The sequence below is a fragment of the Flavobacterium erigeronis genome, from assembly GCF_054075165.1.
The window spans coordinates 127,752-146,858 of the sequence record NZ_JBSKGP010000002.1 but is presented as its reverse complement, the minus strand read 5'-3'; the positions used below and the strand labels follow the sequence as shown (position 1 = coordinate 146,858).

Annotated in this window: 5 protein-coding genes; 2 read left to right on the top strand and 3 right to left on the bottom strand. The window is 43.1% G+C overall.

What is annotated here, in order from left to right; all coding sequences use genetic code 11:
* Positions 1–15: 15 nt before the first annotated feature.
* Positions 16–14,940 carry a DUF7507 domain-containing protein gene (locus tag ACWA1F_RS04660; protein ID WP_456891981.1) on the bottom strand — a complete coding sequence of 4,975 codons (14,925 nt, stop codon included), beginning with the start codon at positions 14,938–14,940 and terminating at the stop codon, positions 16–18.
* A 585-nt stretch (positions 14,941–15,525) separates the two neighbouring features.
* On the opposite strand from ACWA1F_RS04660, the gene ACWA1F_RS04655 reads away from it, so the two are divergent.
* Complete coding sequence (locus tag ACWA1F_RS04655; RefSeq protein ID WP_091491537.1) at positions 15,526–16,737, top strand: OprO/OprP family phosphate-selective porin; 1,212 nt, start codon at positions 15,526–15,528, stop codon at positions 16,735–16,737.
* 226 nt (positions 16,738–16,963) lie between these two features.
* Here ACWA1F_RS04655 and ACWA1F_RS04650 read toward each other — a convergent pair whose 3' ends face one another.
* Both ACWA1F_RS04650 and ACWA1F_RS04645 read right to left on the bottom strand, forming a co-directional pair.
* On the bottom strand, positions 16,964–17,203 hold the full coding sequence (locus tag ACWA1F_RS04650; protein WP_244165318.1) for a hypothetical protein: 240 nt from the start codon (positions 17,201–17,203) through the stop codon (positions 16,964–16,966).
* Positions 17,204–17,578: 375 nt separating this feature from the next.
* Positions 17,579–18,082: a hypothetical protein gene (locus ACWA1F_RS04645; RefSeq protein WP_091490962.1), complete on the bottom strand. Its 504-nt coding sequence runs from the start codon at positions 18,080–18,082 to the stop codon at positions 17,579–17,581.
* A 181-nt stretch (positions 18,083–18,263) separates the two neighbouring features.
* Between ACWA1F_RS04645 and ACWA1F_RS04640 the strand changes: the two genes are divergently transcribed.
* The gene (locus ACWA1F_RS04640; RefSeq protein ID WP_456891978.1) at positions 18,264–18,644 is read left to right on the top strand and encodes a DUF1573 domain-containing protein; all 381 of its coding nucleotides are present in this window, start codon (positions 18,264–18,266) and stop codon (positions 18,642–18,644) included.
* Positions 18,645–19,107: the final 463 nt, after the last annotated feature.

Here is a 19,107-nt window from a genome sequence, read left to right as displayed (position 1 = left end):
CATGAATCTTTAAGATTAATTTCCCGACAGATATAAATAACCTGTCTTGCTTATTGGTTCATTGAGATAGGTTTTATAGGTGATCACATAAAAATAAGTTCCATCTGGCAGTCGTTTTTGCTTGTTAACCGTTGCCCTTCCTTCAGAAATTCCCCTAAAGGCGACCGATTCGTTATCATAACCGTAAGCATCATAAACCAGAACGCCCCAGCGGTCATAAATCTGTACGTAAGAATCGGTGTAACATTTAATGTTATCAATTTTAAAGACCTCATTTCGACCGTCGCCATTTGGTGAAACGGCATTATAAATAGTTATCTTACAAGCGTTTAAAGAAAGAATTGTCGGATCATTCTCTGCCGTAGAACTATCGTCGGAAAGATCGCTTGCTGTTAATCCATCGGGACTTACGGCGGTAACCTCAGCCTGATTCTCAACAAGGCCTGCCTCAATATCTGCAGCAGTAAGGACGTAGGTGCCTACAAATGCAGCAGTGTTCGTTTCGCCTTGTTTTAGAATAATTGGGTCTCCGGTTATGCTTAACCCAGGTTTTGGATCTTTGATTACAGTGTTTACCAAAACAACATTTCCGGTATTGGTAACAGCAAAATGATACGTAACGGTTTCTCCTATTTCGGCATAGCCATTTTTGTTTTCATCATTGAATACTGCAGTTTTAACAAGCGCTATTGATGGCCTTAGCGTTAAATCGATAACAGTCGGATCATCATCACCGGTTAAAGCCGGATCTGTGCTGTCAGAAACATCTGTAACAGAGCCTCCCTGCGGATCATCACCAATAGCCACAGCAGTATTGATTACTGCACCATTGGCAGCATCAGCAGCGGTAACGGTATAAGATGCCGTCGCGGTGCCTGTTGCACCCGGAGCCAATGTACTTGGCGTTACAGCTATTGAAGCCGCTGCCAGCATCGGGTCTGCTATTACAACATTTGTAAGGGGTACATTTCCGGTGTTTCGAACGGTGAAACTATAATTGATTACAGAGCCGACCCCGCCGCTGCCCGATAATTGTCCGCCTTTCACCAATGTCAAATCTTTAAACTGAATAACAGGAGTCACCGTTGGATCATCATCACCGATAAGCGCTGGATCATCACTATCAGACAAATCCTCAATAGCAGCCCCTACAGCTGGCTGAGCAGTTACCAAAGCCTGATTCACTACGAAACCTGCATTGATGTCAGTCTGAGTCAAGACATAACTTCCAGTATAGCTTGTTGTATCTGACTGCCCTGTTGCTAATGCTGCTATTGGGTTTCCGGTAATTACTGCTTTTGGATCGGTAACGGTAACATTAGCAAGGTCTATTGCTCCGGTATTGGTGATTCGGAATGAATAGCGGATAAGCTCTCCCGGCTGCGCATAGCCGTCACCATTGGTATCAGAGAACACTCCTCGTTTAACAAGTGCAATTCCAGGCTGTGAAACTGAAATTTTAATTACGGCCTGATCGCAATTCAGAGCATTCAGATTTTCACAGATTGAATAAACAATCGTGTAGATTCCCGATGATGTGCCGGCCGGAACACTTACAAATCCGGTAGCTGGATCCAACGCAGGCACTGCTCCTGCCGCAATCGGGTCAGCCGGCGAGAGTACATTTATTTTAATTTGCGCCAGAGTTGGAGCGGCATTATCCAGTAAGTCATTGGTTAAGACATTTACGACATTTGATGCTCCATCCAGGCCATTGATTCCGCCTGCCGCATCGTCATTGGCAATAATGGGTCCGGAAATTACCGTAACAATAATATCAGCTTCACTGCAATTCGTTGGATTTAAATTCTCACAAATCGAATAGCGAATGGCATATGTTCCGCTTGGAGTCCCTGTCGGAACACTTGCATTTCCTGAAACAGTATCCAATACTGGCACCGGACCCGCATTAATCGGTGCCGCAGGCGTAACCACTGCAATGGCAATTTCTGCCAGTTGCGCTGGTGCTCCATTCAAATTATCGTTTGCAATGGCATTTGCAATATTGGCCTGGCCATCAAAACCATTTATATTTAAAACGGTATCATTATTGGCTTCAATTGCCGCGGCCGTAACGGTAATAAATACGGCTGCATCATCAAAATTAGATGGATTTAAGTTCTCCGCAATTCGATATTGAATGGTATACAATCCAGCCGGAGTCTTAGCAGGAACACTAATAATTCCAGTTGCAGCATCCAAAACAGGCACATTTGGATTTCCGTTGATCGGATCTGCCGGATTTAGAACTGTTATTGTAATTTGACTTATGTTAATAGCGGCAGCTTTTGCTTTTTTTGCCTCTATTGATGAATCATTAAATGAGTCATTATCCAGCACATTCAATGCATTTGCCGATCCGACATAACCGTTTACATTTAAATTAATATCATTGTTTGCAATAATGGCAGCTGCACTTACCTCAACTGTAATATCAGCTTCACTGCAGTTTCCTGGATTCAGTTTTTCACATATACCATAATGGATTGTATATATTCCTGCTGAAGTTCCGGCCGGAACATCAACATTGCCTGTTGCAGCATTAAGTACCGGAACAGGGTTTGCTGCAGTATAATCTGCTGGCGTTGCCGTGCCCATCGAAGTAATCGCTACCTGAGCCAATTGAACTGCGGTGCCGTTTAGTAAATCATTTGCAATTGCATTTATTACATTATCTGCACCGGCATAACCGTTCACATTGGCTACCGTATCATCAGCAGCAAGAATTGTCGGTCCGATAACTGTAATGTAAACTGCTGCATCATTGCAATTCGTCGGATTTAAATTCTCACAGATACGATATTTAATTTCATAATCCGCTGCCGGCGTTCCCGCCGCAACACTCACCATTCCGGTAAGGGGTTCTAATGTCGGTACTGGCCCGCCATTAATTGGTGCTGCCGCCTCATCAACAGTAATGGTAACGTTACTTAAGCTTGCTGCTGCTCCATTAAGGGTATCATTTGCTAACACATCAATAGCATTGGCAGTAGCTATGTAGCCGTTGATATTGGCTAAAGCATCATCATTGGCAGCTATTTCAGGAGCATCCACAACAACAGTTATAACGGCATCATCAAAATTTAATAAAGTTGATGCTTCTCTTAATCTGTAACTAATGGTATAGGTTCCAGCTGTGGTGCCCGCAGCAACGCTTACCACACCTGTTGCTGCATTTAATACCGGAACTGTACCTCCATTTATAGAAGCCGCAGGAACAACATTAGTAATGAGAACCTCAGCCGGATTTACCAAAACCCCGTTTAAGGTATCATTATCCAAAACATTGATTGCGCTTGCAGTGCCTGCAAAACCATTAATTCCGGACGCATTATCATCAACGGCATCAATTGTTGCGGCGGCAACTCTCACAGTGATCACTGCCTGGTCGCAATTACCTGAATTTAAGCTTCCGCAAATTTCATAGGTAATAAAGTACGTTCCTGCATGAGTGCCGGCCGGAACATCCACATTTCCTGTAAGAACATTTAATACTGGAACCGGAGCTCCGTTAATTGAGCTTGCAGGGGTTATGAGTTTTGCGCTGAAATCTGAAAAGTCCATCGGCAAACCATCCAAAGTATCATTGCTGTAAGCATTTAATACGTTGGCTGCCCCCGTGTTTCCGTTAATGTTGTCTGCAAAATCATCATTGGCGGCAATTGGCGGAGCCAAAACAAGAATAGTGATAGTGGCCTGGTCACAATTTAAAGGATTCAGCCTGTCGCATATCATATACCTGATTTGATAGGTTCCTGCCGGTGTGCGCTGCGGAATAGATACCTGTCCGGTTGCCGGCAGCAGGAAAGGAACCGCCCCTCCGCCTATGGGAGCTGCCGGAGAAACTACCGTTCTTATTACCAAATTGATATCTGTCAAAGCACCCCCGTCATATTTATCATTACTGGTGAAGGCGTTCAATACTTCTGGTGCGCCAAGATATCCGTCAATATTGGTAATTAAATCATCTTCAGCTTCAATTTGAGGCCTGTCCACCACAACATAAATTGAAGCCTGGCTGCAATTGGCGGGATTCAGTTTTTCGCAAATTTCATATTGTATTACATAAGTACCCGACTGCGTTAAGAGCGGGACATCTACAGTTCCAGTAATGGTATTCAATACAGGAACATTTCCATTAGTGGAAGTTACAGGGGCAGTAGTGCCGATATGGGCAATATTAACCTGAGCGAATGAAACCGCTGCGCCATTGAGCAAATCATTTGCCAGGGCATTTACAACATTGTCTGCTCCTCCATATCCGTTAATATTCTGCACAAAATCATCTTTGGCAATAATACCCGCAGCCAAAACAGTGATTGCAATATCAGCTTCACTGCAATTGGACGGATTGAGTTTTTCACAGATTCTATAATGAATTGTATAGGTTCCTGCTGATGTTCCCGCGGGCACATCAACAGTTCCTGCAGCAGTATTTAACAGCGGTACTGGATTTCCTGCAGCATAACCTGCAGGCGTTACTGTACTCACCGAGGTAATATCAATTGCATTGAATTGAATATCCATACCATTCAATCTGTCGTTTGCAATGGCATTTAGCACATTATTGGCACCAGCCAAGCCATTAATATTACCCGCTGAATCGTTATTGGCAATAATAGCTGGCGCTGTTACGATAATTGTTATTTCAGCAGTATCTGAATTAGCCGTGTTTAAGTTTTCACTTAATGTATATCCAATTGTATAGCTGCCTGCTGCTGTGCCTGACGGAACATTTACATTTCCGGTTAAAGGATCTAAGACAGGAACCAGTCCTCCATTAATTGGGGCTGCCGCAACAATATTTCCAATTGTTACCTGTGAAGGAACGGCTGCAGTTCCGTTCAATTTATCATTTGTTAAGGCATTAACCACATTGTTTGCTCCCAGAAAACCGTTAATATTGCCTGCTGTATCATCAACGGCATCAATTGGGGCTGAAATTACGTTAATAAATACTGCAGCATCATCACAATTTGCTGCATTTAGCTTTTCGCAGATATGATATCTAATTTCATAGTCGCCGGCAGGAGTTCCCGCCGCAACATTCACCATCCCGGTAAGCGGTTCTAATGTTGGAACTGGTCCGCCATTAATTGAAGATGCCGGGGTGTCAACTGTAACTGTTACCTGATTCAGGTTGGTTAAGGCCCCGTTAAGATTATCATTTGCTAAAACATTTATGGCATCTGCAGTGGTGAGATAGCCGTTAATATTAGCAGCCGTATCGTCATTGGCTTCAATAGCCGGAGCAATAACTTCTATTGAAATTATTGCCGTATCACTATTGCTGAGGTTTAGAATTTCTCTTAAACGATAAGTTATTGAATAGCTGCCCGCGGCTGTTCCGGCCGGAACGCTCACATTTCCTGTTGAAGCATCTAAAATCGGCACAGGGCTTCCATTGATAGGGGTTGCCGCTGTTAGGACACTTATTTCAACCTCTGCAGGATCTACTAATACACCATCTAAAGTATCATTGTCCAAAGCATTAATAACACTTGGGTTTCCTGTAAATCCATTTACCGAAGCAGAAGGAATATCATCGGCTGCCAGAATTTGTGCCGGAACAACCGTAATTGTTATAGCGGCCTGATCACAATTGGCGGGGTTTAGGGTTTCGCAAATCCTGTAGACAAATTTATATTCTCCTGCAGGAGTTTGAGGCGGAACACTGACAGAACCGCCTGCCAGATCGAATGAAGGAATTGGACCTCCTCCTATTGAACCTGGAGCTGATATAACTGCTGCTGTTATATCGTTAAGATCAAGTGTTCCTCCGTTTAAGGAGTCATTATCATAAGCATTCAGAACATTTGCTGCACCTTCATGACTGTTGATTCCAGAAGCCGAATCATCATTAGCAACAATTGGCGGCGCAATAACATTTATAATAATTACGGCATCATCGCAATTGCCAGTTCGTGAATCTCCTGCAGTTGGAGGAACTGCTGGCGTATTAAGATTTTCGCAGATTTGATATTTTATCTGATACTGGCCTGCAGGTGTTCCCGGCGGAATAGTAACTCGTCCGGAAGATGCAACCAGTTCCGGAACTGGAGCTCCGGGAGTTTTTGGTGCTGCAGGAATTAAAATTGAAGGTGTAAGAAGTCCCGCTAAATTAATATTTACTGGCGCTGCGTTGAAAGTATCATTGCTTGTGTAGGCATTAATTATATTAACCGCCCCCTCGTAACCATTGACATCTGCCACCAAATCGTCATTTGCTGCAATTGGAGCAGGATCGACAACAATTGCAATACTGGCATCCGAGCAATTAGCCGGATTTAATTTTTCACAGATGTGGTATTTAATATAATAGGTATCAGCCGGCGTTCCTGCAGGCACGCTTACCCAGCCCGTTGCTGGACTAAAAACTGGAACATTCGCTCCAGGATATGCTTCATCCGCGGCTGTTTCCTGTGTAACTATTATTTCACTAAGATTTGCAGCTGTAATTGGAACTCCATTTAAACTATCATTGGTTAAGGCGTTAACCACGTTTATCTGTCCCGTATAACCATTAATATTTTGAGCTGTATCATCATCAGCATCAATAATTGTAGTCTCAACCTGCACTAAAATACTTGCCGTATCGCAATTGGAAGGACTGGCAATTTCGCATATGCTGTATTTAATTTCATAAAGCCCTTTTACAGTTCCTGCCGGCACATTTACATTTCCTGTAGCAGTATCTAAAACCGGCACGTTCAAAACAGCAGGATCAATTGGCGATGCCGGACTGGTCACTGAAAGCGTTACATTGGAAAGCGTAGCCTGCGCGCTTGCCAGTCTGTCATTTGTTAAAGCATTAATAACATTATTTGCTCCCGTATAACCATTAACAGCAGGAACCGCAACATCAATTCTGGCGTCAATCCCAGCAGTTGTCACCGCTACAGTTTCAGTTGCTGTTGAGCAGCTGCTTAAATTTCCGGCTTCACAGATGGTATACGTTAAAGTATAATCGTCTGCCGGAGTTCCTGCCGCTACAGAAATCGTGTTGGTTAAAGAATCAAAGGCCAGATAACTTGAAATAGAATTTATGGTAACCTGAACATTGGACGCAGTTACCGGAAGTCCATTCAATGTATCGCTGTCTAAAATAGTCTGCGTTCCCGTATTTCCTCCAAGATCGCCGGAGATTGAAGCAAAAGTTTCTGCAACAGCACAAATTCTATTAAAAACGCTAAAAGGCGTACCGGAAGAAATACAGGCATTTAACCCGACCCTTCTCACATATATAGTTATAGTTCCTGAGGGCAGTCCGCTAAAGATATTACTCGCCTGAAAAGCTATTCCATCTTTACTGTACTCAAAACCGGTTCCTAAATCAGGATTCGTAACGGCAATGGTTCCTGTCGCATTTGCACAGGAAGGCTGCTGGGTTACTGCACCAATTGGGGCGGCAGGCATATCAAAAACATTTAAGGTTACAGTGTTTGAGATCGTCTGGCAGCCTGCCTGAGATTGGGAAACTAAAACTCTAAAATACCTATTGCCAGCAGTTGAATATTCTGGGGTGGTGTAAGAAGCTGTTGTTCCGCCGCCGCCATCGGTTACATTCGTATAAGGCCCGGATAAGACTGATGCCGTCTGCCATTGATAGGATATAGTGCCAGGCGGGATATTTCCCGAAGCCGCCACCGTAAAAGTATTGGATTGGTTAATGCAAACTTCGCCATCCATTGGCTGGGTGCTTATTAGAGGAGATTCAAAAACATTTACTTCTGCTGCATCAGAATTAACAATCCCGCAGCCTGCTCCTGAATCCGTTACCCGCAATCTGTAAAAAGTATTTATACTGATATTGCCCGTTGTATAGGTTGCTGAATTAGCACCTGTGCCATCGGTTACATTTGCCCATCCGGCTGTTCCATCCAATGATTTTTGCCATTGGTAAGTGAAATTTCCAGAGCCGCCTGCAACCCCTGATGACATTGTAAAAATTCCTCCTTCGCAAATATTTCCTCCCGCTGGCTGGGCTGTAATAACCGGGTCCGGGATTACTGCTGCCATAACAGCATTACTTACAAGGGTGCAGGCTGGATTTGACGTTGTTATTACAGCGCGATAATAGGTTGAGGCCGATAATGGTGCTGTGGTGTAATTTGCCGTTGCTCCTCCGGTTCCGGTAGAAACATCCGTCCATGCTGTTGTGCCGTCTTGCGAACTTTGCCATTGATAGGCAAATGCAGCTGAACCTCCATTGGCAGAAGCCGCTGTTGATAATGAAACCGTCCCCCCCGAACAAACCGGAGCCGGAACATTTGGCTGGGTTGTAATGCTTGGAATAATAACGGCCGAAACATTTGACGTTACCGGGTCGCAGCCCTGGGTTCCTTCAGAAATCGCCACTACATAATAAGTGTTTTGGGTTAAAGCCGGAGTTGTGTAAGATGCCCCATCTGCTCCAGGAATATCTGTGTAAGGACCCGCCAATACTGTTGAATTTTTCCACTGATACGTATAGTTTCCTGAACCTCCGCTTGCCGCTACATTTAGAGCTGCCGCCTGCCCGCTGCAGATATTAGTGCGTAATGCGGGCTGTACCGTAATCGAAATATCTGATAGAACAACAACCGTCGCAACAGAAGAAGTGATGGTATTGCAGCCATTTCCGCCGGCACCGACATCAACTCTGTAATAGGTGGTCTGGGCTAAAGCCGGTGTTGTGTAAGTTGCTGCTGTAGCGCCTGAAATGGCGCTAAATGCGCTATTATCCGTGCTGCTAAACCATTGATAGGTTAAATTCGGTGTGCCATTGGCTGCAGTAACAGATAAGGTATAGTTTCCGCCAGAGCAAATTGTAGTTCCTGCCGGCTGGACTGTTATTGCAGGATCTGCCACCACGGCTGCCTGTACAGCATTGGAGATTAGCGTACAATTGGTTGCTGATGAAGTTACTATAGCGCGATAAAAAGTATCCGCTGACAATGTTCCCGATGTATAAGAGTTTGTAGCCGCCCCCGTTCCATCGTCCACATCTGCCCACGAGGTTGTACCATCGGGCGAGCTCTGCCATTGATAGCTCAATGTTCCGGCACCTCCATTTAAGGAAGCCGAAATAGTTACATTTACGATGCCTCCAACGCAAATTGGCGCAGGATCGGCTGGCTGCGCTGTAATGGTGGCAACAAATACCGGAGCTGTCTCTGAGTAAACCTCGCAGCCGTTTAAAGCCTGGGTGATTCTGACCCTGTAATATAAAGTAGAACTCAATGCCGCAGTTGTATAAGAAGCTGTAGCAGCTCCTGTCCCGTCTGTTACATCTGCCCAGCCTGATGCTCCATCTGCTGAACTCTGCCATTGATAAATTAAGGTTCCTCCCTGATCATCGCCAGAAGCAGTAACATTCATGGTGTGGGATGCACCCGAACAGATCGTATTTCCGACTGGCTGCTGCGTAACAGTTGGATCTGGTATTACATCAACTAAAACACTATTCGATGCAGTAAGACCGCAACCGTTTCCTGCTGCCGAAACCTCTACTCTATAATACGTATCTGAAGTAAGGGCCGGAGTTGAAAAAGTATTTGATGTTGCTCCGGAAATTAATTCAAAACTCACATTATCTGAACTGCTGAACCATTGATAATTTAAACCAGGAGTTCCGCCAGCTGCTGCAACTGTCAAGGTAAAGGTTCCACCTGTACAAACCGATCCTCCTTCTGGCTGCACTGTAATTGACGGATCAGCGGCAACAGCCGCTGTAACGGCATTGGATGTGAGCGTGCAATTTGCTGCTGATGAGGTAATCAAACACCTGAAACTAGTATTCCCCGTTAAAGGATCTGAGGTGAAATTTGGAGTTGTGGCCGAAGCATTCAATTCATTTACAAATCCTGAACCTGAATCACTCTGCCATTGGTAGCTCAATGTTCCCGAACCGCCATTTAAGGAAGCGGCAACGCTTAAATTTACTATGCCTCCCACACAAACGGGCTGCGGAACTGAGGGCTGCGTTGTGATGGCAGCCACACTCACTAATGCGGCATTAGAAAAAGTTTCGCAGCCGCTTCCGGTTTGCGTTATTCTCGCTCTAAAATATAAATTTGAAGTTAAGGAAGCAGTTGTATAAGTATCTGTAGTTCCCCCGTTTCCTCCTGAAACATTTGTCCATCCTGAAATTCCATCCGCAGAGCTTTGCCATTGATAAGCAATTGTTCCGGCAGCAGCATTTGCAGTGCTCGCAGCAACATTCATAGTATGGGTGCCGCCTGAACAGATTGTATTTCCTACGGGCTGAGCGGTAACAGCTGGATCCTCAATTATGGTAAGTTTTACAGCATTACTGGTTATCTGGGCGCACGTACTGGAAACATTTACTCTATAATAATATTCGCCAGCGGGTAAAGAACTATCTGATGCAAATGATGGACTGGTCTGTCCTGAAATATCTGCCCAGCCAGTTGTTCCGTCTGCTGATGACTGCCATTGATAGGTATAGGGGGCAATGCTTCCTGAAGGTGTAGTATTTAATGTTAATGTGCCTCCTTCACAAATAACAGCATCACTTGTTAAGGCGGAAGTGGTCAAATCTGCCGGCCGAACGATATTCACTTCATCTGAATATGGTGTGCAGGAACCGTTGCTGATGGTCCATTTTAATCTTGTTGTACCTATGGATATATTCGTTACTGTTGTGTTAAAAGCGTTTGGATCTGTAATTACTGCCGTGTTTCCTGCATTCGATACAAAGCTCCACTCTCCTGTTCCCTCTGAGGGGTCATTTCCTGAAAGTACTGCTGCAGCTGCATTACAGATAGTCTGATCAGCTCCGGCATCTGCCAAAGAAGGCAGAGGATCTATGGTAACAGATACTGTGCTGGAACTTGGGGGACATGACCCGTTTGAAATGGTCCATCGAAAAACATACACCTCTACCGGGAGTCCAAAAACGCTGATTGTAGGAACAGTGCCAAAAACAGCGGTTACAGGAGATGATGGCGTTTCAAAAACTACAGCTGAGGGGCCAGAAATTTGTGTCCAAAGCCCCGTTCCTACTACTGGCGCATTTGCATTTAAGTTTAAAGGCTGAAATTCACATATCGAAATTGGCGCTCCCGCCGCAGAAGCTGTTGGCAATGCGTCAACAGTTAAGCTAAGATCATCAAAGAAGGAACAGGACAGATTAGTGGCTGTCCATCGTAAAACATAAGTTCCGGCCCCGTTTGGGGTAAAAGTAGAAGTTGGACTCGATGCATTAGAAAAAGATCCTAATGCCGGTCCGCTGGCTTGCGACCATTCCCCGCTTCCTGCTGAAATTGCGTTGGCTGCTAAAGCTGCTGTGGAAGACTGGCAGATTGTTTGGTCCGGTCCGGCTTCAGGGACCGTTAAATCTGCTGTAACCGTAATCTGGACAGTAGTGGCTGTTGGCGTACAAACGTTCCCGTTTGCAACGGTCCAGCTAAATACATATACGCCTCCTGTCTGGGTTAAATTGGAAACTGTTGTTGTTGGTAAAATTTCAGAACTGAAAACAGCCGTTGTAGGACCTGAAACCTGGGCCCACTTTCCTGTTCCAACATCTGGAGGTGTAGCTGCAAGTTCTGTTACCGAACCGCAAATGGCCTTATTGCCTTCTGCAATGGCAGGTGATGGAGACGCGGCATATTCAACCCTGACCTGATCCGAATTGCTGCAGCTTCCAGAACTTACTGTCCAGTTGAAAACATAAGTTCCAAATCCCGGATTTATGTATTTGGCATTTGGAAGCGCCGCATCATCAAAAGCTCCTCCCGAAGGGCCTGAAAGTACTGTCCATAATCCCGTTCCCTGAATTGGATTTGCCGCAGAAAGCTGAATTTCCTGCACCGGCAGATCAGCGCTACACAAAACCTGATCCGGTCCTGCATCAGCAGTTGAGGCCTGGCCGTTAACTGTTACCTGAATATCATCTGAAGATTCCGGGCACGAACCTTGTGCTGCAATTGTATATCTGAAAACATATGCTCCAGGAACTAAACCTGTTACCGCTGCGCTATTATTTCCTGTCGGCGTAATTGTCGGTGCTCCGATTCCTCCTGAAACATAGCTCCAGGTTCCTGTACTGGTTGGATTTCCAACCAGATAAAGCGGCCCTGTTAGGCAAGTAGAATAGTCTGATCCTGCGGCCGCAGCTTCTGTCACTTTTATGCTTACCTGATCTTTACTGACAGGGCAGTTTATGCCCGTATAGGTTATCCATTCTAAAATATATTCTCCTGTTACCAGTCCGGATAAAACTGAGTTGGGCTCATCTACATCAGAAAAAACGGGAGAATTTGGCCCGCTGACTAATGTCCATATACCATTTGTCCCTTCCTCTGGCGCTGTAGCTCCCAGTGTTGCGTTTGTCTGATTGCAAACCGTCTGATCTGGTCCTGCTGCCGCAGCTGATGGCGCCTGGCTAATATTAAGCTGTACAGAATCTGAAGAGGAAGCACATGCACCTTTAGAAATGGTCCATTTATATACCCAGGATCCCTGCGTCAAGCCTGTAATGGTCGTCGTAGGATTGGTAGGATCTGCAATTACGGGCCCATCTCCCCCGCTTACAAATTCCCATAGACCTGTTTCTCCTGCTGCCGGAGCATTTCCTGCAAGAGTGGCTGTGGATCCGCAAATATTTTGATCATTTCCTGCCTGCGCAACTGTAATGGATGGAGCTATGGTTATGGCAACACTATCCTGCGCATCTGTACAGCCAACGCTGCTTACCGTCCATTGAAATTGATAATTTCCGTCAGTGAGTCCCGTTACAGTTGTATTGTATTGGGCTGGATTGGTAATTGCAGCTGCCGTTCCCGATGTCTGTATCCATAACCCCGTTCCCGGAGACGGATCATTTGCAGCTAAGGTCATCGATGTCGTTCCCGCAGCAAGGCATTGATCCGGACCAGCATCTGCTGTTGCACCTTGTGATGCATTGGTGGTTACATCTACCGTATCAGAGGAGCTTCCGCAGCCATTTGCAATGGTCCATGTAAAGGTATAAGTTGTATTTTGCGCCAGACCGGAAGCGATTGCATTGGGGGCGTTTACATTATTAAACGTTATTCCTGCACTTGGAGAAACAGTCCATGTTCCCGTTTCACTTGCCTGTGCTGCGTTTCCCTGTAACTGGACAGGCGCGCCAAAACAAATGGACTGGTCATTTCCTGCCTGTGCGGGCGTAGGCGTCTCGCTGGACACAATAACTTCGGCAATGCTTTGGGTTATATCGCAGGCAGCACCCCCAGAAATTGTCCACCTAAACCTGTATTTACCGCTAATTAAACCCGACACGGTTGTTTCAGGATTTTTAACATCTGAAAATACTGCTGTAGAGGGTCCTGAAACCTGCGACCAGGTTCCGCGTCCTCTGGTCGGTGTATTCCCTGCCAATTGGGCTGTTGTTAAATTACAGGCCAGATTCTGAACTGTCCCTCCGCTTGATGCCGAAGGCGTTGCTGAAATGACTATAGAAACATCATCATAAACCGTTTCGCAATGGCTTTCAGGATTTGGGGCTTTCACTAATCTGATCACATAGATACCTGAAACTCTTAAACTGTCAATTGTGACAGCAGATCCCAGAAAATCAACCAAAGGGGTAGGAAATGAAGGATATGTTGCCGTATAAGGTGTAGGCCCGCTTACAATCTGCCAGCTCATCTGCCCATTGCCTGATGCAGTAACGGGAATGGTCGCTGTAAATTCATTACATCCCAAAGTCTGATCCGGGCCGCCTGAGATGGCTATGGTCTGCTCTAAGGTAACGCTGTAAGTTCCTGTAGAGCTGCATCCTGTTAGAGTATTGCTTAAAGTATATAAAAAATTATAGGTACCCAATGCTGTCATTCCTGTAACTAATGTAGAGGATGATGTTGGATTCTCAATTACCGCTGTAACCGGCCCACCGGTTTGAGTCCATTGGACAGTTTCATTCACGTACAAAGGTATTGTGCCTTGTAAAACGGTTGAGGTTCTGCCGTCGCAATAGGTTAGTCTTGAATTAAGAACGTTGGTTACATCAGCAGTTGGCGCTGGAACTGTAATGGTTACTTCATCAGTTCCGTTGGCACAATTTCCAGCCACAGTCCATCTTAAAACGTAGGTTCCTTCTATTAGACCGTTAACATTTGTATTATTGGCATTAGCGTTGGAAAAATTCGGAACATTTGGTCCCGAAACTACCGTCCAGGTTCCCTGCTGCTGTCCCGGAGAATTTCCGCCAAAGCTTCCGCTCAGATTAACATTTTGTGTCGAGGAATAACAGTTTGAAAGTGTAATATCTGCACCTGCCGTTACCGGTTCAACACCTCCTAAAGCACTAATTGCCACTTCATCAAAACTTTCACAGCTCGAAGCGCTGTTTACTATCGTCCATCTTAGTGTTGTTGTGCCGGATGTAGCGCCTGAAACTGTAATTGAAGCATTTGGCGAATTGGGGTTAATTAACGATATCCCTGCATTATTACTGCCTTGAATAGTCCAGGTTCCTGTCTCAGATGCGCCCGCAGCATTTGCATTTAATACGTACGTGCCCTGGCAGTAAGTCTGGTCCGTTCCTGCTTTTGCCTGGGTTATGGGCTTAATGGTTATTTGAAAATCATCAAAGACAGTTGAACCGTCCTGACATTGGGCAGTCAGCCTAAAGCCATATGTATTTCCAGCACTGGCTCCTCTTACCAGACTTTGAAGGCTTCCCGGATCATCAATAACAACTGCCGGACCGGATATTTGTGTCCACTTGGGATTTTGCAGATAGCCTAATCCAGAATCTGCGTTAGCTGTTCCTAATAATAAAAACTGATCATAGGGCAGTCCGCCTTCTCCTCCTGGACATATAATTCTGTCGACGTTGGCATTTACCGTGCAGTTTTGGGCGAAGCCTGAAAACGGAAGCAGACACAAAAGCGAGAATAGAAAAAAGAATAGATTTTTATAATTAAATAGCGCGTAAAATAATTTCATAAATCCTTTCATTTAAATGTATAAACAACTCAGATATTATTAATAATTTTGATCCGTAATGTAATCTTACAATAGAGATACTATTGAAATATATTGGCAGATGGCTTATAATCAATCTTGTAAATGCGCAGCGCTAACCAAAAGCTGCAGTGCTGCATTCCTAGCAGCTTTTTTATAAAATTATAAAAATCCCAAGCGAAACAATCACAGAACTTGTTGCAAGTTATAATTTGAAACAAACTTTTTATTAGCCTTTTTAAATATTATTATTCTGGTTTTCAATTAACTTCCGACAGATAGCTGCTGATGTATTCTTAAAAGACAAATTCCAAAAACGCCGTAAAAGCAATTCGTATAAAAGAGATATGTTCTTTTATAAAAACTACTAAAATTAGCTTTTTGCGGATTAAATTCTGGCTGCATTTTAAATTTTACAGACGCACAATTCAACCTTTTTATTGAAATAGAAATTTATTTATATAAAATAAAAAGTTAAATTTGAAAGAATTACCTTTACTAAGTTAGTTAAAAATATGATAAAATTGATTTTGTAATCGATTTTTTTTAATGCTTAATTTGCTTCCTATGAGAATTATCCGCAAAATTCGAAAGTCTATCATAAGTATTTTAGCACTGTTTTATTTTTCAAATGCCATTTGCCAAGCGCCAAAAGATACTGCCAAAGCAATAGATTTAAGTTATGGAAAGAAAGGATTCCAGTTAGCGACAAAAGACAATAAATTCTCGCTTCAGCTGCAGAGCAGGCTGCAGTTTCGCTTTTCCAGTCCTTTTGATACTGATCCTCTTACCTATGATGATTTTAATCAGGAAAATCAAACAACATTCAAAATAAACAGGGCACGGCTTAAAGTTGGAGGACATGCATACGAACCCTGGCTAAGCTATTATTGGGAATACGAACTGAGCCAGTCCAATCTGCTTGATTTTAGGATTATGGTCGAGAAATGGAAATGGATGAGTTTTAAAGCAGGCCAGTGGAAAGTTGAATTTACCCGGGAGCGCTTTATCAGCAGCGGGGAACAGCAAATGGTGGAACGCTCACTATTGAACCGCTATTTCACCGTTGACAGGCAGATAGGGATTGAAATTTATGGCCATTTGAAAGGCAGAGGAATAGCGGATTTTAATTATTGGCTGGCGGCCTTAACCGGAACCGGAAGAGGAAGCACTCTAAACGATGATAAAAATCTAATGTATTTTGGGCGTGCCCAATGGAATTTTTTGGGAAGAACGCTGGATTTTGAAGGCGGTGATTTAGAATTTCATCAAAAGCCCGCTGCTATAATTGCACTGGCCGCCGTTACAAATCGCAGCCCATATACACGTTTTTCGCAATCAGGGGGAGGACATCTCGATGGTTTCGAAGAAGAAAATCCAGGACAGTACAGGGTAAACCAATACAACTTGGAAACTGCTTTAATGTATCGAGGTTTTTCCTGGCAGAGCGAATGGCACCACAAATGCATTATAGATAAACTTAATTTAAATAAAACAACAACACTAATGGGCTATTATGTCCAGGCCGGTTATTTTTTTCATACCATTGCCGATTGGTTTCCTAAAAAACTGGAAGTCGCAGGCAGGCACTCGCTCTACAGACCCGATAAAAACCTTACTGAAAATCTGGAAACAGAATCAACCCTGGCTTTCAATTGGTTTTTTAACGGCCATAAGAACAAACTTACAGGCGAAGTCAGTAATTTCCATTTTCAAGATAAGACCTTACCTCTTCAGGGCGGCTGGCGGTTCAGAATACAATGGGACATTTCATTTTAAAAAATTCAAAGATTTGAAAGCTATGAGCTTACCACTAATTTACCTTGCGCATTTTAATCATATTGGCGTAACCTTTTGGCATAAACTTAAATAAACAGAAAAAAATCTTTTTTAAATATATTCTCCCCATTAAATTGCGGATGCAGTTCATATTATTACAGATAATGTTTGTAATCGTCCGATTTCGAAGAAGCAGATTGTTGAATTGCCAACAGCATGATTTACATTACGTTTTCCTTATCAGATAAAACAATATTTCTTCCTCAAGTTCCTTTTCTAAGTTTTTACTTTTAGTTTTTTTGTCAAAATTACTCGCCAATCTTTTTTCAAACTTAATTGTGTCAGTTTTAGCAGCACAGTAATCATCACAGATTTTTTTAAATTTATCATCCACAAGGTATAAAATCTGAATAGATTCGCTCCATTCTGCAAATTTTACATTGTATAATTCATTAGGAATAGCCATAATTGAAAAAATTACATCGTTATTTACTGCCGCTAAATTACAAATACAAAAAATGTTATGTTTAAAAAATAGGTTTCAAGTTATAAAATGAAACCACAAATATTTACAATTGCTTCCTTTTCCAATCATGAAGTCATCTGAAAATCTTTAGAGCCCTTTGACCATTATTAAGTGCTGAAACGGCATCATAAGCAGAAAATCGAGTGTAAATACTAAAGTCCTTCAGCATTATTGGCAAAATTAAATATGGCAGGCATTTTTTTCAAACCAAAAGGGGTATTTTCTATGCAAAGAAATAAAGTTCATCAAAATCATACGTAAATATTTATTGCAGCACGGCAGTTTAATTTGCCAGCCGGAGCACTATCATTAATACTATATGCCTTTTTCTGCCCTTGTAAGTTCCACGTCAAATACGGAAATGCAGTTATCCTCTATGGTTATTTTCTGGGTGCCTTTAATGACATTGTCTTTTAGATCATCTAAAAGAATATTGATTTTTAAGGTATTCTCAGAGAGGCTGTCCCTGCAGGATTCAAGCACTATTTGATCCCCATTGTAGACTGCCCTGAACACAGTCAGCAGTTTTTTGCCGTGCAGCGCATGGGCATATACCTTGGCGGAGTCCTCCATAAACTCCCAGATTTCATTTCGCCGGTCTCCGATTACATAAAGCCCGCAATCAGCTTTACTGCAGAGCATTTCACTGTTCCAAAACCCCAATATTGATGCATCCGGCTGCCTGAATGGTTGGAAATTGCCAGATATCGAATCTTTCAAGTGTCCAAATTCCTCAATATTTTGTCCTTCAGCCCCCTTTTTTCTTTGACACGAAATACATACACAGATAAGAAGCACCATTATTGGCATTTTTTTCATAGCTTTTTTTTTTAAATCTGTAATTTACTCAAAATACTGCTTGATATTCAATAACAGACTCGATAAATCGAAGATTTCCAATAAAAAGTAGGAAAACATCTTAAAATAATGGCATAGAAAAAATAATAGTTTGATTTTAATTTAAGAAAAGTATATTTGACAAAACTTTAAATATTTCAAAATGAAAAACATCATGCTTTTTTTTCTAATATTGTTAAGTACAGCTGCTTTTTGCCAAAAGGGCGCTAAAATTGAGTTTTCCTCCCCAGAGAACACTATCGATTACGGCCAGGTTTCAAAAGCAGAAATCACAGAAGGCGTATTTGAATTTAAAAATACAGGAGATGAACCCTTACTCATTACAGGGGCAGAATCCACGGCAAGCTATATTGTGGTCACTAAACCTTCCATGGCTATTATGCCGGGTAAAAAAGGAAAGATCAGCATTAAGTGCAGCAATATTCCCGCAGGCCCGGTCCGCAAGACCATTATAGTTGAAAGCAATGCCGTAAATCAGCCCGGCGGCAGGGTTGGCCTGAAAATCAAGGGAGAGGTTTTATAAAACCTCCTTATGGAGTTCTGCTATTAAAGGATTGCGTTTTTCTGCCTGATGAAAAGCTGGTCTTTACTGAATCAATAAAAAAAACCCGAAGCGAATGTCCGGGTTCTAATATTTTTTTGATATAATAATTTAACCTTTAAATGCTGCAGACCTTCTTTATTTTATCTTATAAAGCCTTGAAGCCGCAAGGGAGAAAATAAAGGCGGGTTGTTTCATTCTCTGCAAATATAAGACTTTAAATTAAAAACCCAGCAGTGAACTCAATGATGCGGTAAATTTTACCTCTTTGCCGCTTCTTCCTCTGCTAATTTCCTTTTTAAGAACTTCTCAAATGCCTTATCGGGATCTGAAGTTAATATTCATTTTCCGGTTCAGGGATAATGTGAATTTTTGAATTCTCCGCCGATATAATTGCCGAGCAGAAATATGCGCTAATTTTTCCATCGTTGCATTTAAAATCAGG